Here is a 24,897-nt window from a genome sequence, read left to right on the forward strand (position 1 = left end):
TATAAGCGACTTTTTGCTTTTTTGGTGTATAATTATATTACTAGTAATATGTAGAAATATTTACTCAATTTACTACTTTGTTTAATTGTAGGTAAAAAACGAAGAATGTCAATTATAGATATTTCGTATTACATAAAAATAAAATAAATTCAATTGTATTATTTATTTTTATTATTAATCTTTAATTCAATTTATAATTTTTGGTTAAAAGTAATAATTATAAATTGAATTAAAAGTTATTATGCAAAATTTTTTGGTATAATTTATGAAATTGTCATATAATAGATAGGTAATAAAATATATTTTTCAAGGTAGGAGAGAAAGAATGGAAAGACTAGCTATATTTGATATTGACTATACTCTTACAAAAAGAGAAACGTTATTTGAATTATATATGTTTATGTTAAGGAAGAAACCAAAACTAATAATGTATGCACCACGCAATATATTATCTACCATATTGTATATATTAAAGTTAAGAGATGCATCAAAAGCTAAAGAGACCTTTATAAGATTTATTGATGGTATAAAGGAAGATGAAATGCAGCAGATAGTAAAGGATTTTTATGAAGAAAGACTATCTAAAATTCTTTATGATGACGCTATTAATATGATGAGAAAATTAAAAGAAGAGGGATGTAAAATATATTTAATTTCCGCTTCAGCAGAGTTTTATCTAAAAGAACTATACAACATAAAAGAAGTAGATAAGATTATTGGCACAAGATTTAAAGTGGAAAATAGTATGCATAGGCCGATAATTGAAGGGAAAAACTGCAAAGGCGAAGAAAAAGTAATTAGGCTTATGGAAGAAATTAAAAAAGATAATATAGAGATTGATTTTAAAAATTCTTATATGTTTTCCGATTCACTATCGGATTTGCCGCTTTTCAATTTAGTAGGAAATGCTTATTTAATCAATTATAAAAAATACCATGATACTATTGAAATATTAAAATGGAAGTAAAGGAGAAGATAGATGTGAGTGAAGTTATCAATAAATATTTTATATATAATGGAGAAATAAAAGAAGCAGATCAATATGAAAATATAAAACCAACTGGAAGCAAACTATTATATGAGGTAATAAGAATAATAGATGGAAAACCACTATTTTTAAAAGAACATATAGAAAGATTGGAAAATTCCATAGGATTAACTGAGCAAGAAATCACTATTAATAAGGAAGGGCTTTCTAGAGATATATTAGAATTAGTAAAAGTAAACAAAGTTTACGAAGGAAATATAAAACTTATATTAGATAAGGAGAATATATATATATTCTTTATTAAGCACAGTTATCCAAGTGAAGAAATGTATAAGGAAGGAGTAAAAACTATACTATACTTTGGGGAAAGAGAAAACCCTAATGCTAAGGTTATTAATAATCAATTTAGAGAAAAGGTAAATAGTGAAATAAAATCTAATAATGCCTATGAAGCAATTTTAGTTGATAGAAATGGTTATATAACAGAGGGAAGTAGATCAAATATTTTCATGATAAAAGATGAAGTAGTTTTAACAGCGCCTCTTAAAGGTGTATTGCCAGGAATCACTAGAATGAAAATAATTGAAGCATGTAATGCTTTAAATTTGAAAGTTGAAGAAAAACCTATAAGCTATAATGAAATAAATACTTTAAAGGGATTATTTATTTCTGGAACTTCACCAAAAGTATTACCTATAAATTCTGTGGGAGATATAATCATTAAATCACAAGAAGATAAAATAACTAAGAAAATTATGGATAAATTTAATGAAATAATTGCTCAGGATATAATTAAGTTTAAAATTCTTTAAAAAATATAAAGTAGGTAAGAAAAATGACGATAATTAAAATAAAATGTCATTAATTCATTTACCTAAGTGTGTTAAGGGGTAGGAGGATATTTATGGCAAATTTGAATAGCAGCTTAATTAATAAGCAAGGAATGGGACTTATAAAAATTGAAAATGGAAAAGTGGTTGTTATTAATCCTATAGATGGAAATAAACCGGCGAAAATCTTACCTTGTGATGAAGTACAAATAATTGTAGATAGTAGAGAAGTTATTTCTCCTATCGAAGTTTTTGAAGAGAACAATATTGAGATAAGAATTAGAGAAACAGAGGCTAAAAGAGAATTAAATTTATCAGTATCAGAAGATAAAATGGAAGCAAGAATTTCCTTAAGGTATGTTCCTAAAGAAGAGTACAAGCTAAAGGATACAGAATTATTAACAGAACTAATACCAGGTATACAATATGTTGGTGTCACTATGCCACCTAAGTATACTGAGCTTCAAATATTAAGTGAACTATCTAATTTAGGAATAATTTATGGAATAGATAATGAAGCAATAAAAAAATGTTGTGAAGAAGAGAACATTGGAAATTTAATTATTTCTAAAGGTAAGGAACCTACACAACCTGTAGATGATGAAATAGAAGTATTTTTTCAATCAGAATTTGATAAAAAATTAGAGGTTGATGAAAAAGGAACTGTAGATTTTAAATCTATTGGAGCTGTAGAAGTAGTTCACAGAGGAGATGTTATAGCAGCATTAAAAGAAGGACAAGAAGGTGCTATAGGATTTAATGTCTATGGTCAATTGCAAAGGCCTAGAAAGCGTAAGGAAAAGAAAGTTTTTGCTAATAATGGATGTAGACTTGAAAATAATTCAATTATAGCTACTATTGATGGAAAGCCGCATGTGAAAGGAAATATGTTTTCTGTAGAAAAAGTACACCAAATCAATAAGGATGTAGATATTTCTACAGGTAACATTAAATTCATAGGAGATGTAATAATTTATGGTGATGTTAAAGAAGGAATGACTGTAGAAGCAGGTCATGAATTAACAGTTAATTCAAACGTGCTTCGTGCTGAGTTAAAAGCAGGAGGAAATATTACAGTTAAGGGTAATATAATATCATCATCCATTATAGTAGGCAGTGAAAGTTTGGATTATTCACTATATATAAATGAACTTGAAAACTTTCAAAATTTACTAGGTAGACTTTATGATACTTTACTTAGAGTAAATCATAAAAAGATGATAACAAATAATATTTCTGATAGAGAGTTAGTAAAGTTTATTGTAGAAAGTAGATTTAAAAATTTCAGAAATGATGTTAAAAAAGTGCTAAATGTAATGGAAACACAAGGAGAGGTCTATGATAGTTTGTATGCTATAGTAAAAAATAAGCTGGATAACAATTATTTTTCTAATATAGTAACTATAAATGAAATAAAGCAAATTCAACAAATGGTTACACAAAAGCTAAATAGTGTTAAAGTAGGTGCTATGCACCAATCTAATTTAACTGCTAACTATATACAGGATTCTAAAGTTAGCTCCACAGGCTCCGTTTACATCAATGGAAAAGGAGTTTACAAATCAGAAATAAATGCACTGGATAGTGTGTATTTCGTTGCTGAGAGAAGCACTACAAGAGGTGGTATTATAAATGCAACCAATGAAATAAAATGCAAGATTGTAGGAACCATTGCAGGAGTTTCTACTATTTTAAAGGTAAAGAAAAGTGGACATATCCATGCTGATACTGCTTATTATAATACAAAGTTTATTATAGGTGAGAAGGAATTTTTATTAGAAGAACCTAGTAGGAACATCCATGTTTATTTAGATAATGATAAAGAGTTAGTGGTTGATAAATTTAAATTGTAGAAGGTGAAATTATGAGTAGGGAAATTAAAATGTTAATTTTTTCTATCGGTGACCAGTTTTATTCCGGAGATATTATGGAGGTAGAAAGAATTTTGACTTATGAAGACCCAACAAAGCTTCCGGATTCTCCAGAGTTTTTAAAAGGAGTTATAAATTACGAAGGAAATATACTTCCAGTTATATCTCTTTCTGATAGATTTCATAAAATATCTAGTGACTCAGAGGAACATTTAAAAATTATTGTCACAAGACAAGATGATAAAAAAATAGGTATTATTGTAGATTCAGTTTCAGAAGTAAAGCCAATAATGGAAGATCAAATTGAAGATGCCCCAGATATTGCTTCTCAAGTTTCTAAAAGGTATATTAAAGGATTAATAAAAGAAGATGAGAGAATAATTGTGTTCTTAACTCTTGGAAGTATACTATCTGAAGAAGAAAAGCAATTAGTATATTAATGCGGGGTAACTATGGAGTATAAAGAGATAAAAATTGGAATTGGCGATTGCAATATAGCAAAACCACCAGATAGACTAATTACTATAGGCCTTGGTTCATGCATTGGTATAGCCCTATTTGATAAATATTCAAAAGTTGGGGGACTAGCTCATATAATGCTACCAGATAGTAGTAAATTTAGTAAAATAACTAATGAACTTAAATTTGCAGATTTAGCAATACCTACATTGATAAGCCAAATGAAAAATGCAGGTGCTAAAGAAAAATTTTTAAGAGCAAAAATTGCTGGAGGGGCTTCTATGTTCAATTTCTCTGATAAGAGTATGAATATGGATATAGGAGATAGAAATGCTAAAGCAGTAAAAGAAATATTACAAAAGCTAAGTATACCGATAGATAGCGAAGATACTGGGGGCAATAAAGGAAGAACTGTAATTTTCGATACAGTTACAGGAATATTGTATGTGAAAACTATAGGGGAAGGCATAAAAGAGATTTAACTTCACATATTGAGGTGATTTAATGGATAGAAAAATAAGAGTTATGGTGGTAGATGATTCGGCACTTATGCGTAGAATTATTTCTGATATGATAAATGCAGAACCGGATATGGAAGTAATTGATATTGCAAGAAATGGAGAAAATCTATTAAGCAAAATAAATACAACCATTCCAGATGTAATTACATTAGATGTTGAAATGCCGGTAATGGACGGTATAACCACCTTAAAAAAATTAAAGGAATTAGGAGTATCATCGAAGGTTATAATGTTAAGCAGTTTAACTAAAGCTGGTGCAGAAACTACAATGGAGTGTCTACAAAACGGTGCCTTTGATTTTATTGCTAAGCCATCAGGTTCCATTTCCTTAGATATAAATAAGGTGAGAGAAGATTTAATAGAGAAAATTAGGTCTATTAAAATAAGTAAAGTTACAGTAGAAACTAACAATAAAAAATCTACTTCTTTTATCTCAAGAACAAGGCTTAGAAGTTCAGAAAAAATTAATAAAAAAATAAACTGTGTAGTTATTGGTGCTTCCACAGGAGGGCCCAAGGCACTTTATAGTGTAATAACAGCCTTACCTAGTGACTTAGGAGTGCCAGTATTGGTAGTGCAGCATATGCCTATAGGGTTTACTAAAGCATTTGCTGAAAGGCTGAATAGGTCAGGTAGTTTAAAAGTGGTAGAGGCAGAGGATAAAATGCCTATAGAAAAAAATGTAGTATATATAGCAAAGGCTGGCTATCATATGGAAGTTGAGAATAATAGGATTGTGCTAAATGAAACTCCAGCAATTTGGGGAGTAAGGCCAGCAGTAGATAAATTGTTTATTTCTGCATCAAAGGTTTACGGCAATGGTCTATTAAGTGTTGTATTAACAGGAATGGGCAAAGACGGTGCTAATGGCACTGTAGAAGTAAAGAAAAACGGAGGATATACTTTCTCGGAAGACGAATCTACCTGTGTAATTTATGGAATGCCAAAAGCTACCTTTGAAACAAATATGGTTGATGAGGTATTACCACTGCACCATGTATCAAGCAGAATTGTTAGAGCTATTAGAGGAGTTGAAAGAGATTAATGGATTTTAGACCATTAGAGCAATGGGTGCTCAGAGAATTAGGAATTGATTTAACAGCCTATAAGTCAAATCAACTTCAAAGAAGAATATCAAGTCTAATGTCTAGAGTAGGTGTAAATACAATAGAAGAATATATAAGAGTTTTAAAAACAGATTTAACTCAAAGACAAAAATTCATTGATTATTTAACAATAAATGTAACAGAATTTTTCAGAAATCCGGAAATTTTTGATGAATTTGAAAAAGTGATAAAAAAATATTTAGATTATAAAAACCCATTAAAAATATGGAGTGCAGCTTGTTCAATAGGGGCAGAACCTTATTCTTTAGCTATGATGTTAAATGAATCAACACCTAATGTAAATCATAAGATTATAGCAACGGATATAGATAACACTATACTTGATAAGGCAAAAAAAGGAGAATATTCTGAGCAGGAAGTTAAGACTATACCGAAGACATTAATGAATAAATATTTCCAGAAGGAAGGCAATAATTATTTAATAAATAATAATATTAAAAGAATGGTAAGTTTTAAAAGACATGATCTTATATTAGATAACTATGACAGTAATTTTGATGTTATAGTATGTAGAAATGTAGTAATCTACTTTAACCAAGATGTTAAAGATAAAATATATGATAAGTTTAGTAAATCCTTAAAAAAAGGAGGGATACTTTTTGTAGGTGCTACAGAAAGTATATATAACTACAAAGCTTTCGATTTTGAAAAAGTATCTACTTTTATTTATAGGAAGCTTTAAGGAGGAATAGTATGGATACGTCACAATATCTTTCAATGTTTCTAGAAGAATCTATGGACAACCTTCAAACCTTAAATGAAAGTCTTCTTATCCTGGAACAGGAGCCAAATGATAAGGAAAAACTAAATGAAATATTTAGAGTGGCTCATACTATAAAAGGTATGGCAGCAACTATGGGATATAATACCATAGCTGAACTTACTCATAAGATGGAGGATGTACTTTCAAACTTTAGAGAAGGTAAGTTAAATGTTACACCAAAGGTTGTAACAGTATTGTTTAAATGTTTAGATACCTTAGAAAACATGGTTGATAATATTGCAGAGGATAATGAAGAAGAGGTTGATATAGAAGAAATAGTGGAAGCTCTAGAAGGAATTTCTAAAGAGCATGAAACAGTGGAAGAACCACAAATTGCTTCAGTACCTGCTACGGTGGAAGTAGTAAGCACTTTAGAAGAAATCGAACTGAATGAATATGATATTGACGTAATTAAGCAAGCAAAGGATAAGGGATTTAATGCTTATAATATACATGTATCCCTTGATAAAGGAACAGTTTTAAAGTCTGCTAGGGCATTTATAATAATGCAAAATCTGGAGGCTCATGGAGAAATAATTAAATCTGTGCCAGTATTAGAAGATTTAGAAGCAGAAAACTTTGACTCTGATATACAGCTAGTTTATTTAACTAAAAAGTCAATGGAAGAAGTAAATGAAATACTAGGTGGTATTTCAGAAATAAGCAGCGTCAGTATTTATAATGCAGAAGTAGAACATATTAAAAATAATGAAGTGAAAAGTGAAGAAGATCATATTGAGTTCAATGAATATGATATTAGTGTGATTAAACAAGCGAAAGATAGTGGATTTAATGCTTATAATATACATTTAGTATTAGATGAAGGTACAATATTAAAATCTGCTAGAGCTTTTATAATAATTCAAAATTTAGAGGAGCATGGGGAAATAATTAAAGCTATCCCTGTACTAGAAGATTTAGAAACAGAAAACTTTGATCTAGATATACAATTAGCTTATTTAACTAAAAAATCAAAAGAGGAAATAAGGGATGTATTAAATAGCATCTCGGAAATAAGTGAGATTAGAATTTTTAGCATAGAATCAGAAAATATAAAAAACAGTGAGGTTAAATTAGGCTTTAACTCCATAGAAAATAAGGGTATAAAAACTGAAGCTAATTCTAAAAAAATTGCAACTGAACCAAAGGAAATTGTAAAGAATAACAAACCTAAGAAAAAAGAAGAGGGGAAAAAACAACCAGTTAAAAGTGGTGAAAAATCTTCTCATGAAAAATCTAATAAAAATAGAACCGTTGGACAATCTGTAAGAGTTGATCTTGAAAGATTAGATAAGTTTATGAACATGGTTTCAGAATTGGTTATTCATAGAACTAGGTTAGAGCAAATAAGTTTAAGCCATAAGATTCCAGATTTAAATGAAACACTGGAACAGGTAGCAAGAAGCACTTCAGATTTGCAAGACTTAGTTATGAAAATTAGAATGCTTCCACTAGATGTGGTATTTAATAGATTTCCAAGGATGATAAGAGATTTGGCACTGGAATTAAACAAAGAAATTGAATTAGAAATACTAGGCCAAGACACTGAACTTGATAGAACAGTTATAGAGGAAATTGGAGAACCACTGATACATCTACTTAGAAATGCAGCAGACCATGGAGTTGAAAGTCCTGAGGAAAGAATAAGTTCAGGTAAAAATCCTCAAGGTAAGATTAAGCTTATAGCTTATTCAGAAGGAACAAAGGCTGTAATTAAAGTTGAGGATGATGGAAAAGGTCTTGATGTAGATAAAATTAAGGCAAAGGCTGAAAGAGTAGGAATTAATACTGAAGGTATGAGTGATTTAGATATTAAAAATCTAATCTTTAGTCAGGGCTTTAGTACTAACGAACAGGTTACAGATATATCTGGAAGAGGTGTGGGAATGGATGTTGTTAAAACTAAAATTTCTACTCTAGGTGGAACTGTAGATGCTATCAGCGAACTGGGAAAAGGTACAAGCTTTGTTATAAGATTGCCACTGACACTTCAAATAATTCAAGCACTACTTGTTAAAGTAGGAAGTGAAACAATAGCTATATCCTTAGGATATATAGATAGAGTTATAGAATATAGAGAATCTCTAATTAAAAAGACTAATAATAAAGAGGTCATTATTTATAACGATAATGTAATAAATCTAATAAGGGTAAATGAAAAATTAGGTTTAGAAGAACAAAGTTATGGTAAAAAATATATAGTTATGGTTAAGGTAGGAGAAAAGCAAGTAGGATTACTTGTAGATTCACTACTAGGACAGCAAGAAATAGTAATAAAACCATTTGGGAAGACATTAAAAAGCATGAAAGAGTATATAGGTGCTACAATTTTAGGAGATGGATTAGTAACCTTAATATTAGATGTTGCATCATTAACATAAGGAGGTGCGGTTACTATTGGACTATACAGTATTTAATGAAATTCAATTAGATGCCTTAAGAGAGATTGGTAACATTGGAATAGGTAATGCTGCAACAGCAATGTCACAATTGCTAAACAAAAAAATAGATATTACCTTTCCTACGGTTAATTTAATTCAATATGAGGATATTTTTGAAAAATCTAATGCAGAACAATTTGTTTATGCTGTTATTATTAGAGTTCTCGGGGATGCACCAGGAAACATGCTTTTTATAATTGAAAAGCAGTCACTTTCAAATATCGTAAACACTTTATGCAGTAATTGCGGTGATGAAATAAATGAAATGGGCATTTCAATACTTGGAGAACTTGGAAATATAATTTTTACAACCTATATGAATGCTATTGCAAAAATGACAAATTTATTGCTGGTACCATCTGTACCAGCAGTAACTTCAGACATGATGGGTGCCATATTATCTACAAGCTTTATGGAGTCAGGTCAATATGGTGACTATATATTAGACATTGAAACACAATTTGTACAAGAAAACGAAAAACTTAACGGGCATTTTTATTATATTCCAATGCCTGGTTCACTAGAGAAAATTTTAAAATCGTTAGGTTTAATGGAGGGAAATTTAAATGGCTAGAGTATTAATTGTTGATGACGCCACTTTTATGAGAATGATGATTAAGGATATACTAGAGAAAAATGGATATGAAGTTGTAGGAGAAGCTGGGAATGGGATAAAAGCTGTTGAGCTATATAAAGCTGAAAAACCAGATGTAGTAACAATGGATATAACAATGCCGGACATGGATGGGATAGAAGCAGTAAAAGCTATAAAGGCATTTGATCCAGCAGCAAAAATAGTTATGTGCAGTGCTATGGGACAACAAACCATGGTTATGGATGCAATAAGAGCAGGAGCGAGAGATTTTATAGTTAAGCCTTTCCAAGCGGATAGAGTTTTAGAAGCTATCAATAAGGTAGTTGGATAGGGAGGATTTATAATGCAAGTTGTTATATTTAGGATTGGTGAGGAACAGTTTGCAGTTGAAACCAATAAAGTACAGAGCATTTCTGACATGATGGAGATTACTAAAGTACCAAAATCTCCACAGTATATAAAAGGGTTAATAAATTTAAGAGGAATTATAATAACAGTTTTAGATGTTAATCTTATTTTAGAAATGAAAGAAAGTAATTGTAAGGACCAAAATATTATAATTTTAGATTTGAAAGAAGAAGCAGTAGGAATTACTGTAGATGCTGTAGATGAAGTTTTAGACATTGAAGATAGTCATATAGAAAAAGTTTATAATGAAAAAGAAAAAGTTTATATTAAAGGAGTAATAAATCTAAAAGATAGAATTATTACATTAATCGATTTAGATAAATTAATATTATAAATTTTTTATAATATTTAAGGAATGAGGTAGGGTAATGTCAGAAGTATTATCTCAAAACGAAATAGATGCTCTTTTGAATGCTTTATCTTCTGGAGATTTAGAGCATGATTTTTTAGAGGAAAAAGAAGAAAAAGTTAAGGCTAAACCTTATGATTTTAAAAGACCTCAAAAATTTTCTAAGGATCATATTAGAACCTTAGAGCTTGTTCATGATAACTATAGCAGAATAATTTCAAACTATTTAACTGCACAGCTTAGAAGTAATATTAAGGTAAAAGTGGAAAGTGTTCAACAAATAACCTATGAGGAATTTATACATTCTATTCCAAACCCTACGGTGTTAACACTTTTTAGAATGCCACCTTTTAGCGGACAAATACTACTTGAAACTAATGCAGAATTTGTATTGAGAATTTATGATGTTTTAGCTGGAGGTTCAGGAAGCAAGAAACCTATGCTAAAAGAACTTACAGAAATTGAGAAAAATTTGATAAAGACGTTAAATTCAGGATTAATCTCTAACTTAAGATTAGCTTGGGAAGACGTTTTAGAGGTTGAGCCAGAAATTGAAAATATAGAAACAAATCCAGCTCTGAATCAAACACTAGCGCCAAATGAGCCAGTGGCTCTTATTACTTTCACAATTGAAATGTTTAATACCAATGTTTTTATGAATATTTGTATTCCATTTTTAAGTTTGGAAAAGGTGCTTGATAAACTAGTAATTCAATACTGGTTTAGAGAAGATGATGAAACATTAGTTAAAGAGTCAAGAGAAAAATTACAAAAAAGATTAAAGGTAGTTGATGTTGACCTAAAAGCAGTATTAGGTAAAGCGGAAATTACAGTTAAAGATTTCTTAGAATTAAATGTTGGAGATGTTATAACCTTAAATAGTAATATCCAAGAACCTATTGGGGTTTATGTAGAAGAACAGTTAACCTATAGTGGTAAGCCAGGATTATATGGTAAAAATAGGGCAGTTCAGATATTAGACTTTACAGATAAGGATGTGGAAGAAGATGAATAACGGATTTCTGTCCCAGGAAGAAATAGACTCACTATTAAATGGTGGAGAAACTCCAAAAACAACCAGTGATAAAAATGTTTTTAGCGATATTGAAAAAGACTTACTTGGAGAAGTGGGAAATATATCAATGGGATCTGCAGCTACAGCACTTTCCACCATTATTGGGAAAAAAGTAAATATTACCACTCCAACTATAAAGGTAAGTACTTTAAATGAAATAAAAAAGGGCTTTGAAACTCCTAATGTAATTTTAGATGTTAAGTTTACCAGTGGAATAGCTGGCGGAAACCTGTTAATAATGAAGGTAAACGATGCAGCAGTAATTGCAAACCTAATGATGGGTGGAGATGGAAAGGTAGAAAAAGCCTTAGAACTTTCAGAAATAGAAATAAGTGCTGTTTCAGAAGCGATGAATCAAATGATAGGTTCTGCTGCTACTTCAATGGCAACTATGTTTAGAAGAGAAGTTAATATTTCTCCTCCAGTTTCAAGTGTTTGCGATGAAAATACAACACCTATTGCTGAAGATATAGGCGATGAAGAAAATGTAGCATTTATATCTTTTAGAATGACAATAGAAGACTTAATAGATAGTAACATAATGCAAGTATTGCCACTTGTTACAGCACAAAAAATAGTTAGCATAATGATGGGAACCGATGAAGAACCAGCTAAAGCTGATTCAGAGCCGAAAATGAGCTCTGGAGCAGGTGCACCAGCTCAAAATTATGAATCATCAATGGGGGAAAGCAAAGACATGGGTTACAATGAAAACTATAATGTTCAATACGATCATAAGCCTATTGAAAGCTATAAAGAGCCAGTTCAAGTTAGAGAGGCAACTTTTACTCAGTTACCAGAAAATCAAAATCATATTATGCCTAAAAATATTGATTTAATTTTGGATGTACCTCTTGAGGTATCAGTAGTTCTTGGTAGAACGAAAAAGAATGTTAGAGACATATTAAATTTGGGAACAGGGTCTTTAATTGAATTAGATAAACTTGCAGAAGAACCAGTAGATATATTAGTAAATGGCAAAAAAATTGCCTATGGTGAAGTTGTAGTTGTAGATGAAAATTTTGGTGTTAAAATCACAGGAATAATAAGTGGAGAAGATAGAGTTAAAACTCTTGGAAAATAATTAATTAATCTACGATAATAGTTAAGGATTAATAATGAAGAATGAAGAATTGCAGTGAAAAAAGCTATGCTTTTTAATTGATTTTTAATAAAAACCTTTGGTTTTTATTAGATTTTAAAAGTACGAAGTTACTTTTAAATAGGTCAATTTTAAACTTCTCAGTTAATGCTGAGAAGTTTCCTAAAATTCTTCATTCTTCATTTTTAATTTTTAATAACTTATAATTAGCATTTATATATGCAAATTATGTAAGTTATTTTTTAAAAGATATATCAATAAAGCAAAATGGTGAAAAATGGCGATAAAACCAAGAGATTACTATAAAAAAGAATTTAATTAAATATAAACTTTTTATATATAATGACGATATAAAACATATAAGCAATTACTTTTATTATTAAGGTAGGAGTGTAGAAATGAAAATAAATAATACATCAAATATTATAGCTATTAGTTCATACAAAGCTAATAAAGCAAAGCAAGAGAAAATACAAGAGATGAAGCATCAAGATAGCTGTGAGATATCTGATTTAGGTAAAACTTTAAATAGTTTTTCTAATGGAGAATTTTCTGGAGTTTCTGCAGAAAAAATAGAAAAGATTAGAGAAAAAATATCACAGGGGACTTATAAGGTAGATAGTAAACTAGTAGCTGAAAAACTTATAGACCATATGAAAGGAAGAGAATATTAACTATGGTTGAAATGCTAAAGGAAACTTTACTAAAACAAATAGATAGTATTAAAAAGCTACTGCAATTATTAGAAGAACAACATGAATATATCATTGCTAATGATGTATTCCAATTAGAAGGAATAATTCCTAAGTTAAAAGAAGCCAACAGAAACATTGCTGTAATTGAAAGTGAAAGAAGACAATTAATAGGAAGTGAATCTATGAATGTGATCATTAATGAGTCAAATGATGGTGAACTTGAAAAATATTATGATAACTGCATCATGACTTTAGAATCTGCAAGAACTCAAAAGGAAAGTAATGAAATGTTGATAAAGCAATGTTTAAGCTTTACAAATTCAATGTTAAGTATGATAAAACCAAGGGACAATAGTAATGTATACAATTCCTATGGAAAAATTAGAAAATGATGAGGTGAAAAAATGTCAGGACTATTTGGAACTTTAAACACATCGAAGGGAGCTATGTTTGCACAACAAACTTCCATAAATGTAACAAGCCATAATATGGCCAATGCTGGTACTGTAGGATACTCAAGGCAACAGGCAAGACTGGTTACAGCAAGACCAATAACCTTAACTGGTCCAGGGCAGATTGGAACAGGAGTAACTGTTGCAGCTATAGAAAGAACTAGAGATAGTTTCTTAGATTTTCAAATAAGAAGAGCAACTAGTAATAAAAGCATGGAAGAAATGAGACAAAAATATTTATCAGAAATTGAAAGTATATACAATGAACCAGGAGATACAGGAATATCAAAGTTATTATCAGAGTTTTTCAATGCTTGGCAAACTCTATCTGATCATCCTGAAAAATCAGAAGCTAGAACGGTAGTAGCACAAAAGGCAAAGATGCTAGCTGAAGAGTTAAATCATGTTCATAAACAGCTTAATGATGTTAAGACTAATACTCAAAAAGAAATACAACATTCTGTATTTGAGGTAAACAGTTTAATTGAACAACTTAATGCAGTAAATAAACAAATTATAACTATTACTGTATCAGGAAATAATCCCAATGACCTTTTAGACACTAGAGACTTACTGTTAGATCAACTTAGTACCAAATTTGGAATATCTACTAGTAATAAAAAGTTAAATGGAATGACACTAAAGCCAGAAGGTTATGATGTAGATTTATTAAGAAATATAGATTCAGAAGAAATTCATAAGTTTGCATATGTAAGCGATATAAAAAAGGCTGCTGGAGCTGATGAATATACTGTAACTTATTACAAAAATGGAGATATAACAAATCCTGATAGTGCAGTGACAGTTACTATGGAACTATCAGAAGAGGAGTATAAATCTTTAAATGAAGGTAGAGTGTTAATAACTAATGAAGATGGAGATTTAGTTGATAATTCTGGAAAAGAAGTAGATATAACAAAAACGATAGAATACAAAGATGTTAGTAACTCAGTTTTTAAACCAAAAGCAGGTGGAATTAGTGGATCTCAAAGTATTCAAGAGGATACAGATAATTATATTGCTAAATTAGATACTTTAGCTAAAACCATAGCATTATCTGTTAATGCCATTCATGGAGATGTAGAAGGCAATAATATAAATTTCTTCTGTATAAAGAAGATTGATGGAGCTATTGATGATAAGTATGCTACAGACGATTCAGGAAAAGGAATAACTGCTGGAAATATTGCTATAAACGATGATATCTTAGAAGATGTAATGCGTATAAATGTAGGGGCAGACGGTAAAGCAGGAGCTACTGATGGTAAAAGAGCACTTGCTATAGCTCAACTTAGAGATATGGCCTTTCAAATTCAAAATGTAAAGTCTGATACAACTTTAAAGAAATTTAAAGAAGATAATAAATTTGGAGAGGCTAAACCTAACGGAATACCTACCTTTATAAATGATCCTTCTGGTATGAAAATAGAAGGATATTTTACTAACAGTATAAATAAACTTGGTGTTGATAATGAGAGTGCAAAGAGAAAAATTGCAAATGAAAATTCATTGTTATCAGGATTAGTTTCCTCTAGAAATTCTATATCAGGAGTAAATAGAGATGAAGAGATGATAAACTTAATTCAATTCCAACATTCCTTCCAAGCTAATGCTAAAATGATATCCACTGTGGACCAATTATTAGATGTGGTTATAAACGGATTAAAGAGATAATGAGGTGAAGTAATGAGAATAACTGATAGAATGTTATCTGATAGTTTTTTAAATGATATGTATATAAATCTTAATAATATGAAAAAAATTCAAGAACAAAGAACTTCAGGAAAGGCATTTAAAAGACCTTCTGATAATCCCTTTGCTGTATCACGTTCTATGCAAATGTATGGGCAAATTTCTGCCAACGAGCAATATAACTCTAATATTAAGGATACAATAAACTGGCTAAGTACTACTGATACAACATTAGATCAATCAGGCAAAGCTCTTGCTAGAATAAGAGAACTTATGCATTCATCAGCTAATGCTGCCTATGGAAGCGAAGAACACAGAGCAATAAAAGATGAAATAAATGAGAAAATTGCTGAACTTTCTCAAGTGCTAAATACTACCTTTGATGGTAAATATATACTTGGAGGTACTAGAGGAGATAAAAAGCCTACAGCAGTAGAAACCGATAGCAATGGAAATACTCAATTAAAGCTAGCTACAGCAATGGAAAAAGAAATTGATAAAATTAAAGAAAATCTTAAAGAAGAAATTTCTATCGGAGTAGTTAAGGTAGAAATTGATAAAAATGGTGTTACTGAGTTTAAATTAACAGATGCTACTAAAATTGATGACGTTAAAAATAAACTTGCTGACCAAATAAGTAGAGATATAATTAAAGTAGAGGATGATGGTAGCGGACCTCAACTTATATTAGCTGAAGATAATGAAATTAAACAAATTGGCGAACCTCTTAAAATAGAAATATCTCAGGGGGTAGTTATAGACTATAGTATAAGTGCTACAGAAGTTCTTAACTTTAAGTATAAATGTCAAGATGAGCATGGAAATGATAAAGTAGAACAACTTAATTTAAGCGAATTACTAAAAGAAATAACAAGTCATTTAGATAATCCGGATGATTTAACTAAGGTTGCTAATGAAGATTTAGCTAAAATGGATAGTGCTATAAGCAATTTTTTAACTGTTCGTTCTAAGGTTGGAGCTATGCAAAATCGTATGGAAAGTGCTGAAAGTTTAAATAAAGAACAAAATATGAATTTAACTGAAATATTATCTCACAACGAAGATGTTGACGTTGTAGAAAAATCTATCGAATATGCTACAATGCTTACTGTATATATGTCAGCACTGCAAACCAGCGCTCAAATATTACAACCATCACTTATAGATTATTTAAGATAGTTAATCACCCCAGGGGGTGATAATTAAGAATTAAGTATGAAGAATGAAGTATTGTAGATGAAATTAATTTTAACAAATTAATTTCTTAAACATATCTCTCTTGGAAGCAATTAAGTAACTCCAAGAGAGGTCAATTCTAAGTTTCTTAGCAAAAGCTAAGAAACATCCACAAATTTTTAATTCTTCATTATTAATTTTTAATTAATAAAATTGTCAATCGTCAATTCTCAATTGTAGAAGGGGTAGTTAATATGGAATTAAATAGTAAGCATCATGGAGTAATAAATTATAGTGAAGAAGATATTATATACTTTAAAAATGGATTACCAGGATTTGAAGATTTAAGAAAGTTTGTTGTATTTCCTCTAAAGGATAATGATAGCTTTAGTGTTATTCACTCCATAGAGGAGGATTTAGGTATAATATTAATTTCTCCTTTTATGGTTAAAGAAAATTATGAGTTTAAATTAGAGGAAAATATTGTAGAAGAACTAAAGATTAAAGAACCAAATGAAGTTATGGTATATACCACTGTAACCTTAAATTCTAATATAGAAAAAATTACAACTAATTTAAAGGCTCCAATTGTTATTAATAGGTTTAGTAAATTAGGAAAACAAATTATAATAGACAATGAGAGTTATAAAATAAAAGAACCGATATTTAAGGAGAAATAAGATGTTAGTTGTAAGTAGAAAAAAAGGTGAATCCATATTAATTGGAGATGATATAGAAATAACAATAGTAAAAGCAGATAATGGTTCAGTAAAATTGTCTATAAAGGCGCCTAAAGATGTTACTATCCTGAGAAAGGAATTGAAGGAAGAAGTAACTGAAGAAAACAAAAATGCTATCATAATGGATAGTTCAATTTTAAGTAAGCTAAAAAAATAATGTGAGGTGCAAATATGAAAATAGGAGCAATGAATAATACCATGATTAACAGGGAAGTGGATTATGGTATGAATCTTGAAAACAAAAGAGTAGACCAAGATGAGAACATTATAGCTTCAGATAAAAATACGCTGGCATTAGAAAGTGGCAACTATCAGAAGGTTAAAGAAAAAACATTAAAAATTGCGGTGGATAAACTAAATAAATTCTTTAGTGATAAGGAATCCTGTATAGAGTATGAAAAACACGATGTATTTAATGCTTATATAGTGAAAATTGTAGATAAGGAAACTAGAGAAGTTATAAGAGAAATTCCACCAAGAAAAATATTAGATATGGTTGCCGCTATGTGTGAAATAGCTGGTGTATTACTAGATAAAAAAGCATAAAAATTCCAAAAAAGGTGGGTTTAAATTGAACGCTTATAGTAATGCATATAATACCTATAAAAATAATAGTGTAAACTATGCCTCTAAAGAGCAGCTGTTATTGATGCTATTAGATGGAGCAGTAAAATACTCTAAAATAGGAAGACAAGCTATCATAGATAATGACATTCAAAAAAAACATGACAACATAGTAAGAACACAGGATATATTTTATGAGCTTATGATCTCTCTAGATAAAAATGCTGGAGGAGAATGGGTGGAAAATTTATATGCAGTTTACGAATTTATAAATCATAGACTAACAGAAGCAAACATGAAAAAAGACGTAAAAATTATGGATGAGGTAATTCCATTAATAGAAGAGGTAAGAGACCTATGGAATGAAGCATATAAGTTATCAGTAAAAAAGTAACAACTTATACGCATTATGATTAAAAATGAAGAGTTAAGAATGAAGAATTATAGTGAAAAAAACTACGTTTTTTAATTAATAAAAATAAAGGATTTACTTAAGGAACTTAACAATTGTTAAGTTTCATCCCAAATTCTTTATTTTCATTCTTAATTATTAATTAAACAAAGGGGATGTTTTAACATGAGAATAGGTGGACTGGCTACTGGTATGGATACAGATAAAATGATTCAAGAAATGCTTAAGCCATATAAGATGAGATTGGATAAAACAAATCAAGATAAACAAATCCTTCAGTGGCAACAAGAAATTTATAAAGATATAATAAAGGATACTCGGGATTTAAAGTCAAAATATTTTGATATATTAAATAAGGATAATTATTTATTAAGTAATAATTCATACTATGGTGTAAAGGTAGATACTGAAGATAAGCTAGCTAATATATTGGCTGATTCTTCAGCTAAGGCAGGAAAATATAAGTTAAGTATAGAAAAAATAGCAAAAAGTGCAAAAATAAGTTCTAATGATAAAGTAGAGAAGAGTGAAGAAGCTATTAAAGGTACTAAGCTAAGTCAGTTAGGAATAGTAAAAGATTCAGAGCTTAGTGTTAGATATATGGATAATGGAGATGAAAAGATTGCCACAATTATCATAGATAATAAAGATATGACTATAGAGCAGCTTCAAAGTAAAATTAATAGTGAAACAAACAATAAGGTAGAGTTAACAATTGACAATGGAAGTATGAAATTAAATAAGGCTATCAATTTTGAGGATAGTACTGGAATAATGTCTAAACTTAGTTCTAATATGAAGACAAGCTTATCTACTAGATTAAGTGATTTAGATATAAATACAGGGGAGAAATTTACTATAGATTATACAGGATTAAAAGAACCAATTGAAATTGAAATAACTAATAATATTCAGAGCGTTTCTCAATTAATTTCAGAAGTATCAAAAAAGACAAAAGGAGAAGTTACACTATCCTTTAATGAATTAAGTGGAAAGTTTTCTTTTGAAACTAAAAATACAGGAAGTGAAGTAAAATTAAATCTATCTGACAAATCAGGAAAAGTATTAGAAGGTCTTAATATTGAGAAGCTAGAAAGTACTGGTGAAAATGCAAAAATCATCATTACAGAACCAGATGGAACTAATGCAGAAGTTGTTAAAAATGTTAATAAATTTACTATTAATGGAATAACCTACGATTTAAAAGAAACTTCAGCTGAAAACTCAGGTAAGGATATGGAGTTTACTGTTACTAGAGATACTCAAAAGGGTGTAGATTTAATTAAAGGATTTATTGAAGACTATAATAAATTAGTAGAAAAAACTAATAAATTGACTACTCAAAAGAAAAACTATAAATTTCCACCACTTACAGATGACCAAAAGAAAGATATGAAAGAAGAGGACATTAAAAGGTGGGAAGAAAAGGCTAAAGAAGGTATTATAAAAGGTGACCCTTATATTGAAAAAATGATGAGAGAATTAAGAAATGTTTTCTTTCAAAAGGTAGACGGCAATGATACTTCACTACAGGCTATAGGAATAAATACTACAAAAAATTATCTTGATGGTGGTAAGCTTGCCATAGATGAAAAAAAGCTTGAGAAGGCTTTTACAGAAGATCCAGAAAAGGTTATAGAATTATTTACTAAAAAATCTACTACTTATTCAATGTATGACCCTGATTTAAAACCAGACCAAAGAAAAGTAAGAAATAGTGAGCAAGGCATATTTAGCAGAATAAGTGATATAATTGAAGATTATGCTAGAACTGGTCCTAATAGTAAAGGGTATAGAGGTATACTTCTTGAAAAAGCAGGGCTTGAAGGAAATGTTACAGAAAAAAATAATGTACTTTCTAAAAGCATAAATCAAAAAGATAAAATAATATTAGATCAAACTAGAAAATTAAAAGAGAGAGAAGACAGACTTTATATGCAATTTGCTCAGCTAGAAAAAGCTATGAATTCTCTAAACTCACAACAGGCATGGTTTGCTCAACAAATGGGTGGAGGGCAATAATGAGTGAATTAAAAAACTTATTATTGGAGTATAAAAATATTAATGATAAATTAATTGATATTTTATCTCAGCCTTTAGAGGACAGTAATTATGATGAGCTTCAACCATTATTAGGTGAAAAACAACAAATTATAAATTCTATAAATATTTTAAACCATACTACTGAGGAATTTTCTACTATTTCAAAAGAGCTAAATATACCATCTTCAGAGGAATTATTAAATAAACTATCTATAGAAAAAAAAGAGTTACTAAAAGAAAAGCTAATTGCTATAAAGCAAAGTAAAGCTGCCAATAATGAATATCATAGTAGCTTTTATAGAAATATATATTTTATAAATGATAAAGCTTAAAAAAGGGAGTGAAAACTCCCTTTTTCAATGCACAATTCATGATTCACAATTCACAATTAAGGTTGAAATTAGTTCTAACGAATTAATTTCTTTAATCCACATTTGTAGAGGTGAACATTGTTCGCCAGGTTTTATATCTACCCCTGAGGAACAGTAGTGAAGCCCTTTCGGGTTCCCCTAAGGTTTTAGTGTTGCATCGTTCCAAGAAAAATAAAATATAGAAACACATGTTAATATTTATTTGATAAATTTATAGGTAATTATTATACTTAATAGCAATTTACATGTTTTTTTCAATATATTTACAGTAATAATGCAAATATTATTGCGAGTATTTTTTAAAAAATTTTTAAATTTTTGCTAAAATCATGTTCCAAATAGTGGAATATCTTGAACATTCATTAATAAGTTAGTTCGTATTATTCGTATTACTTTTAACATGGTCATGTTCTTTTTAGATTCTATATTTAAAATTTGCAATAATATATAAGATATTAATGCAGAGTAAATCTGTATTTTGAGTGCATTTTCATTGTGACCTATCCAATGTTTAATTGTTAGGTGTTGCTTAATCCACTTGAAAAAGCACTCAATTTTCCATCTTATTTTATAAAGATAAATTACCTTTCTTGCACATATATTACGCATATTTGTTAATAATCTTATTTCTACCTCTTCATTTTTACTGTTAATATCAGTATAAGTAATTTCCCTATATACTCTTTTATTTTCATCTGTATCTTTATTTTTAATTGCATTGGCACCTAATAATATATCTCTATCTAATACATTGTCTTTTGAACAATATCTTTCCCCACAATAAAACACCTTAGCATCTGTATACAGTGGAGTAATAAATTGAATTTTATCATCATAAAGCGCACTATACCACTTATAGCTACGATATCCTCTATCAAATAAATATATGCTTCCATCATCCATAATAATGTTGTCTATACAATCCATATCCCTAATCTTTGAAGGAAATATATTAACTTTTTCAGGAATATCTTTTGTATAGTTATATAGTATATTAAATTTAATTGAAGATTTTTCACATTCATAATAAAGCTTCGGAGCTAATTTAGCAGCTATTTGAATTGTAGTAGAATCCATAATTTTTATATTTCCTAATTTCTTTGACGCTTTATTAAACCCAACTCTTTTTACAAAATAGCTCACAATATCTTGAAAAGTTTTTTCGAAAACCTGATAATTTCTTTGTTCATTTTTACGAGATATTTGAGATATACTTGGTAAGTTAAAAAGTTCTTGCATACTTGGTGTTTCCTTATAAACATCAACTAAAGCATGAAGTGAGTTATAATTAGAAACCTGTAGAAATATCATTGATTTTACGTGAGAAAAAGTATCAAAAGTTTTTGTTTTGAAATCACTATTGTACGTGTTTGCTAAATAATTTACTTTATTCCTAGAAATTGGTTTAATTAATTTTATAAAAACTTTTTCCATTTTTCTGCTGATCATGATAAATTACCTCCTTTAAAACAATTTTAATAATATTCTTATTAAAATATCAATAAGGTTTCTTTAGGTAATTTAGGATACTTATTCAAAGATACAACACTAAAACCCCTAAGGCGCAGCACTTAGTTCAATGCACAATTCACAGTTCACAATGCATAATTGTGGTTAAAATTAATTTTTGTAGCGGTGAACAGTATTCCCCATTTTTTTATTATATTAATTACAATTTTAATGATGAGATAATATTTTTTAATATTATTTATTATAATATAAATTACCTATTTAATTTTTTATAGTGGTAGCTTGTTGAAATTTCTAGGAGAATAGTGTTTATCCATATAGTTAATCAATGAATTAAGGCATATAATAATGCTAAATATATGCTTTTAAAACAAAAAAATAAAAAAATAAAAAAAATTTTAAAAAAACTATAAAGTATATATAAAATCAACGATAATTATATTGTAAAACAAATAAATAAAATTTTGCACATGGAAGTGCAATGTAAAATTCAAGGAGGTACTTATTATGATAATTAATCACAATATGAACGCATTAAACGCTCATAGAAACATGGGAATCAACATCGGAAATTCTGGGAAATCTATGGAGAAGCTTTCTTCAGGATTAAGAATTAACAGAGCAGGAGATGACGCTGCAGGATTAGCGATTTCTGAAAAAATGAGAGGACAAATCAGAGGTTTAGACCAAGCTTCAAGAAATGCTCAAGATGGTATATCTCTAATTCAAACAGCTGAAGGTGCATTAAATGAAACTCATGCAATTCTTCAAAGAATGAGAGAACTTGCTGTACAAGCTGCTAACGATACTAACTTAACAGACGATAGAGCTCAATTACAACAAGAAATCAACCAATTAACTTCAGAGGTTAATAGAATATCAAATACTACAGAATTTAACCAACAAAAAGTATTAGCAGGACAAGGAGACAAAAACTTTACTGCTAAACTACAAATTGGTGCTAATAAAGGTCAATCTTTAACAATTAATATTTCTAAAGTAGATACAAAAGCACTAGATATTTCTACAGATACTCAAAAAGAAGTAACTATGACTGGAGCTACTAATGCTGCTAATATAAATGTAGCAGATGGTGAGAAATTAACAGTAACTATTGATGGAACAGCAACTGATATAGTAACTGGAGCTGCTACTACTGGAACAGATGTAACTAAAGAAGAGATTGTTGAGAAAGTAAATGCGGCAATAAAAGCTGCAGGAAAAGAAGCTGAATTAAAAATAAATGCAGATGGAAAGTATGAAATTACTGGAAAAGATGCAGAAGAGATAACAGATCTTAAGAATGAGGGTACTGATTTAACTGGTACATTAACTAAGGCAGAAAAAGAACTTAATGGAATAACAAATGGAATGAATGATGATGTAATAGGTTCAGCTCTAGATATAAGCAGTCATGAAAGTGCAGCTGCTGCAGTAGAGAAATTTAATAGTGCAATTAATAATGTTTCTACTGAAAGATCTAAACTTGGTTCATTCCAAAATAGATTAGAGCATACTATAAATAACTTAAATACATCAAGTGAAAACTTAACAGCAGCAGAATCAAGAATAAGAGACGTTGACATGGCTAAAGAAATGATGACATTCTCTAAAAACAATATTCTTCAACAAGCTGCTCAAGCTATGCTTGCTCAAGCTAACCAACAACCACAAGGAGTTCTTCAATTATTAAGATAATTATATAATTGATAAATTCATATATAAAACTGCCCTAGAAATAGGGGAGTTTTTTTCTATTTATAAGATACCTCTGTGGAAAATGCTTCTACTAAGATACAGTATACATATAATAATTAATAAATATGTAAATTGAAATCATAAAATTAAAAATAGTAATTATATAAAAATCGGCATAGAACTAGCTGGTTTTTCTTTATGTCAATATTTATTTGTTTCCTTCATATAATACAATAGCCATAATTATTTTCTGGGAAATATTACTATATATTTTTGAAAAATATTAATTAATTTCAATAGATTATATAGGGTAATTTGAAAAATCAATTAAGGCTTCTCTTTTAAGAGAGAAGTATCCGTAATTGTCAATTGTCCATAGTCAATTATCAATTGATTAAGGGTGATGCTTATAAATATTATAAAGCAATTTTTAATAGATAGGATTGGACCAGATCTTGGTGCTACTCATCGGATGATTAGATTTAAGCTACTAAGAAAGTGGTTTATTAAAAATAAGTTTGGACATATAGGAAATAATAGTGATTTAAGACCCTTTGTTACTATTGTAGGAGGAAAGAATATTTATATAGGAAATAATGTGATTTTAAGAGGAGGAACTCAGCTTCATGGCAGCAGCGAGCTAGGAGGAGCCACTATAACTATTGAGAATGAGGTTCTAATAGCACCAAATGTTTTTATTACAGTTAACAATCATAATTTTTCTGATATCTCTATGCCTATTAGTATGCAGGGAGGAAATGAAAAGAGTGTTCATATTAAAACTGGAGCATGGATAGGCTATGGGGCAATTATACTTCAAGGAGCTACCATAGGAAGAAACTCAGTAGTAGCCGCAGGAGCAGTAGTAACAAAAGATGTACCAGATTACACAGTAGTAGGAGGAATACCGGCTAAAACCATTAAATGAATTAAGAATTAACGATGAAGAATGAAGGATTAAGGTTGAAATTAATTCTAGTGAATTAATTTCTTTAATAGATTTTCTGCTAGCAATTTCATTGCTAGTTTTGGGTGGGGGCGAACATTGTTCGCCA

At 29.5% G+C, this 24,897-nt stretch carries 26 protein-coding genes; 25 read left to right on the forward strand and 1 reads right to left on the reverse strand.

All coding sequences use genetic code 11. The features are described 5' to 3' along the window. The first annotated feature begins 325 nt into the window (after positions 1–325). The 23 genes from ACWPW7_RS12365 (at position 326) to ACWPW7_RS12475 (ending at position 20,635) form a co-directional block, all read left to right on the forward strand. Complete coding sequence (locus ACWPW7_RS12365; protein WP_454053750.1) at positions 326–967, forward strand: HAD family hydrolase; 642 nt, start codon at positions 326–328, stop codon at positions 965–967. Further along, entirely contained in the window at positions 958–1,800 is an 843-nt protein-coding gene (locus ACWPW7_RS12370; RefSeq protein ID WP_454053751.1) for an aminotransferase class IV, read from the forward strand. Before ACWPW7_RS12365 ends, ACWPW7_RS12370 begins: the two co-directional genes overlap by 10 nt. Before the next feature lie 92 nt (positions 1,801–1,892). Continuing rightward, a complete protein-coding gene (locus ACWPW7_RS12375; protein ID WP_454053752.1) occupies positions 1,893–3,671 on the forward strand; it encodes a DUF342 domain-containing protein in 1,779 nt (592 codons plus the stop codon). 8 nt (positions 3,672–3,679) lie between these two features. Further along, the gene (locus ACWPW7_RS12380) at positions 3,680–4,129 is read left to right on the forward strand and encodes a chemotaxis protein CheW (protein ID WP_454055504.1); all 450 of its coding nucleotides are present in this window, start codon (positions 3,680–3,682) and stop codon (positions 4,127–4,129) included. Positions 4,130–4,141: 12 nt separating this feature from the next. Beyond that, a complete protein-coding gene (locus tag ACWPW7_RS12385; RefSeq protein ID WP_454053753.1) occupies positions 4,142–4,630 on the forward strand; it encodes a chemotaxis protein CheD in 489 nt (162 codons plus the stop codon). Positions 4,631–4,652: 22 nt separating this feature from the next. Continuing rightward, positions 4,653–5,714: a protein-glutamate methylesterase/protein-glutamine glutaminase gene (locus tag ACWPW7_RS12390; protein WP_454053754.1), complete on the forward strand. Its 1,062-nt coding sequence runs from the start codon at positions 4,653–4,655 to the stop codon at positions 5,712–5,714. Continuing rightward, a complete protein-coding gene (locus ACWPW7_RS12395; protein ID WP_291567749.1) occupies positions 5,714–6,478 on the forward strand; it encodes a CheR family methyltransferase in 765 nt (254 codons plus the stop codon). Before ACWPW7_RS12390 ends, ACWPW7_RS12395 begins: the two co-directional genes overlap by 1 nt. Before the next feature lie 11 nt (positions 6,479–6,489). Next, positions 6,490–8,940 carry a chemotaxis protein CheW gene (locus ACWPW7_RS12400; protein WP_454053755.1) on the forward strand — a complete coding sequence of 817 codons (2,451 nt, stop codon included), beginning with the start codon at positions 6,490–6,492 and terminating at the stop codon, positions 8,938–8,940. A 16-nt stretch (positions 8,941–8,956) separates the two neighbouring features. Beyond that, a complete protein-coding gene (locus tag ACWPW7_RS12405; RefSeq protein ID WP_291567745.1) occupies positions 8,957–9,574 on the forward strand; it encodes a chemotaxis protein CheC in 618 nt (205 codons plus the stop codon). Beyond that, positions 9,567–9,926 carry a response regulator gene (locus ACWPW7_RS12410; protein ID WP_039632460.1) on the forward strand — a complete coding sequence of 120 codons (360 nt, stop codon included), beginning with the start codon at positions 9,567–9,569 and terminating at the stop codon, positions 9,924–9,926. The genes ACWPW7_RS12405 and ACWPW7_RS12410 overlap by 8 nt, the downstream gene beginning before the upstream one ends. A gap of 12 nt (positions 9,927–9,938) precedes the next feature. Beyond that, positions 9,939–10,337 carry a chemotaxis protein CheW gene (locus ACWPW7_RS12415; RefSeq protein WP_291567742.1) on the forward strand — a complete coding sequence of 133 codons (399 nt, stop codon included), beginning with the start codon at positions 9,939–9,941 and terminating at the stop codon, positions 10,335–10,337. Between the two features lie 34 nt (positions 10,338–10,371). Next, on the forward strand, positions 10,372–11,367 hold the full coding sequence (gene fliM / locus ACWPW7_RS12420) for a flagellar motor switch protein FliM (protein WP_454053756.1): 996 nt from the start codon (positions 10,372–10,374) through the stop codon (positions 11,365–11,367). Continuing rightward, on the forward strand, positions 11,360–12,511 hold the full coding sequence (fliY, locus tag ACWPW7_RS12425; protein ID WP_454053757.1) for a flagellar motor switch phosphatase FliY: 1,152 nt from the start codon (positions 11,360–11,362) through the stop codon (positions 12,509–12,511). Before fliM ends, fliY begins: the two co-directional genes overlap by 8 nt. Before the next feature lie 416 nt (positions 12,512–12,927). Next, positions 12,928–13,203, forward strand: coding sequence for a flagellar biosynthesis anti-sigma factor FlgM (gene flgM, locus ACWPW7_RS12430; protein WP_454053758.1), 276 nt, complete (start codon positions 12,928–12,930; stop codon positions 13,201–13,203). Positions 13,204–13,205: 2 nt separating this feature from the next. Next, complete coding sequence (locus tag ACWPW7_RS12435; RefSeq protein ID WP_454053759.1) at positions 13,206–13,616, forward strand: flagellar protein FlgN; 411 nt, start codon at positions 13,206–13,208, stop codon at positions 13,614–13,616. 12 nt (positions 13,617–13,628) lie between these two features. After that, positions 13,629–15,350 carry a flagellar hook-associated protein FlgK gene (flgK, locus tag ACWPW7_RS12440; protein ID WP_454053760.1) on the forward strand — a complete coding sequence of 574 codons (1,722 nt, stop codon included), beginning with the start codon at positions 13,629–13,631 and terminating at the stop codon, positions 15,348–15,350. Positions 15,351–15,362: 12 nt separating this feature from the next. After that, entirely contained in the window at positions 15,363–16,547 is a 1,185-nt protein-coding gene (gene flgL / locus ACWPW7_RS12445) for a flagellar hook-associated protein FlgL (protein ID WP_454053761.1), read from the forward strand. A 251-nt stretch (positions 16,548–16,798) separates the two neighbouring features. Then, positions 16,799–17,224, forward strand: a complete 426-nt coding sequence (gene fliW, locus ACWPW7_RS12450) for a flagellar assembly protein FliW (protein WP_454053762.1) — start codon at positions 16,799–16,801, stop codon at positions 17,222–17,224. A 1-nt stretch (position 17,225) separates the two neighbouring features. Further along, positions 17,226–17,441: a carbon storage regulator CsrA gene (gene csrA / locus ACWPW7_RS12455; RefSeq protein ID WP_039632477.1), complete on the forward strand. Its 216-nt coding sequence runs from the start codon at positions 17,226–17,228 to the stop codon at positions 17,439–17,441. 14 nt (positions 17,442–17,455) lie between these two features. Then, complete coding sequence (locus ACWPW7_RS12460) at positions 17,456–17,830, forward strand: flagellar protein FlaG (protein WP_454053763.1); 375 nt, start codon at positions 17,456–17,458, stop codon at positions 17,828–17,830. 25 nt (positions 17,831–17,855) lie between these two features. Beyond that, positions 17,856–18,242: a flagellar export chaperone FliS gene (fliS, locus tag ACWPW7_RS12465; protein ID WP_454053764.1), complete on the forward strand. Its 387-nt coding sequence runs from the start codon at positions 17,856–17,858 to the stop codon at positions 18,240–18,242. Positions 18,243–18,425: 183 nt separating this feature from the next. Next, positions 18,426–20,282 carry a flagellar filament capping protein FliD gene (fliD, locus tag ACWPW7_RS12470; protein WP_454053765.1) on the forward strand — a complete coding sequence of 619 codons (1,857 nt, stop codon included), beginning with the start codon at positions 18,426–18,428 and terminating at the stop codon, positions 20,280–20,282. Beyond that, complete coding sequence (locus ACWPW7_RS12475; RefSeq protein WP_454053766.1) at positions 20,282–20,635, forward strand: hypothetical protein; 354 nt, start codon at positions 20,282–20,284, stop codon at positions 20,633–20,635. Before fliD ends, ACWPW7_RS12475 begins: the two co-directional genes overlap by 1 nt. Positions 20,636–21,001: 366 nt before the next feature. Here ACWPW7_RS12475 and ACWPW7_RS12480 read toward each other — a convergent pair whose 3' ends face one another. Further along, positions 21,002–22,123: an IS4 family transposase gene (locus ACWPW7_RS12480; RefSeq protein ID WP_454053767.1), complete on the reverse strand. Its 1,122-nt coding sequence runs from the start codon at positions 22,121–22,123 to the stop codon at positions 21,002–21,004. Positions 22,124–22,651: 528 nt separating this feature from the next. Between ACWPW7_RS12480 and ACWPW7_RS12485 the strand changes: the two genes are divergently transcribed. Both ACWPW7_RS12485 and ACWPW7_RS12490 read left to right on the forward strand, forming a co-directional pair. Further along, the gene (locus tag ACWPW7_RS12485) at positions 22,652–23,842 is read left to right on the forward strand and encodes a flagellin N-terminal helical domain-containing protein (protein ID WP_454053768.1); all 1,191 of its coding nucleotides are present in this window, start codon (positions 22,652–22,654) and stop codon (positions 23,840–23,842) included. Positions 23,843–24,314: 472 nt separating this feature from the next. Continuing rightward, complete coding sequence (locus ACWPW7_RS12490) at positions 24,315–24,770, forward strand: acyltransferase (RefSeq protein WP_454053769.1); 456 nt, start codon at positions 24,315–24,317, stop codon at positions 24,768–24,770. Positions 24,771–24,897 lie beyond the last annotated feature (127 nt).

It is taken from the genome of Clostridium sp. Marseille-Q7071, assembly GCF_965112025.1.

Coding starts and splice junctions, on each gene's coding strand:
- ACWPW7_RS12365 (WP_454053750.1), top strand. CDS start 326: ATGGAAAGACTAGCTATATTTGATATTGACTATACTCTTACAAAAAGA.
- ACWPW7_RS12370 (WP_454053751.1), top strand. CDS start 958: ATGGAAGTAAAGGAGAAGATAGATGTGAGTGAAGTTATCAATAAATAT.
- ACWPW7_RS12375 (WP_454053752.1), top strand. CDS start 1,893: ATGGCAAATTTGAATAGCAGCTTAATTAATAAGCAAGGAATGGGACTT.
- ACWPW7_RS12385 (WP_454053753.1), top strand. CDS start 4,142: ATGGAGTATAAAGAGATAAAAATTGGAATTGGCGATTGCAATATAGCA.
- ACWPW7_RS12390 (WP_454053754.1), top strand. CDS start 4,653: ATGGATAGAAAAATAAGAGTTATGGTGGTAGATGATTCGGCACTTATG.
- ACWPW7_RS12395 (WP_291567749.1), top strand. CDS start 5,714: ATGGATTTTAGACCATTAGAGCAATGGGTGCTCAGAGAATTAGGAATT.
- ACWPW7_RS12400 (WP_454053755.1), top strand. CDS start 6,490: ATGGATACGTCACAATATCTTTCAATGTTTCTAGAAGAATCTATGGAC.
- ACWPW7_RS12410 (WP_039632460.1), top strand. CDS start 9,567: ATGGCTAGAGTATTAATTGTTGATGACGCCACTTTTATGAGAATGATG.
- ACWPW7_RS12415 (WP_291567742.1), top strand. CDS start 9,939: ATGCAAGTTGTTATATTTAGGATTGGTGAGGAACAGTTTGCAGTTGAA.
- fliM (WP_454053756.1), top strand. CDS start 10,372: ATGTCAGAAGTATTATCTCAAAACGAAATAGATGCTCTTTTGAATGCT.
- fliY (WP_454053757.1), top strand. CDS start 11,360: ATGAATAACGGATTTCTGTCCCAGGAAGAAATAGACTCACTATTAAAT.
- flgM (WP_454053758.1), top strand. CDS start 12,928: ATGAAAATAAATAATACATCAAATATTATAGCTATTAGTTCATACAAA.
- ACWPW7_RS12435 (WP_454053759.1), top strand. CDS start 13,206: ATGGTTGAAATGCTAAAGGAAACTTTACTAAAACAAATAGATAGTATT.
- flgK (WP_454053760.1), top strand. CDS start 13,629: ATGTCAGGACTATTTGGAACTTTAAACACATCGAAGGGAGCTATGTTT.
- flgL (WP_454053761.1), top strand. CDS start 15,363: ATGAGAATAACTGATAGAATGTTATCTGATAGTTTTTTAAATGATATG.
- fliW (WP_454053762.1), top strand. CDS start 16,799: ATGGAATTAAATAGTAAGCATCATGGAGTAATAAATTATAGTGAAGAA.
- csrA (WP_039632477.1), top strand. CDS start 17,226: ATGTTAGTTGTAAGTAGAAAAAAAGGTGAATCCATATTAATTGGAGAT.
- ACWPW7_RS12460 (WP_454053763.1), top strand. CDS start 17,456: ATGAAAATAGGAGCAATGAATAATACCATGATTAACAGGGAAGTGGAT.
- fliD (WP_454053765.1), top strand. CDS start 18,426: ATGAGAATAGGTGGACTGGCTACTGGTATGGATACAGATAAAATGATT.
- ACWPW7_RS12475 (WP_454053766.1), top strand. CDS start 20,282: ATGAGTGAATTAAAAAACTTATTATTGGAGTATAAAAATATTAATGAT.
- ACWPW7_RS12480 (WP_454053767.1), bottom strand. CDS start 22,123: ATGATCAGCAGAAAAATGGAAAAAGTTTTTATAAAATTAATTAAACCA.
- ACWPW7_RS12485 (WP_454053768.1), top strand. CDS start 22,652: ATGATAATTAATCACAATATGAACGCATTAAACGCTCATAGAAACATG.
- ACWPW7_RS12490 (WP_454053769.1), top strand. CDS start 24,315: ATGATTAGATTTAAGCTACTAAGAAAGTGGTTTATTAAAAATAAGTTT.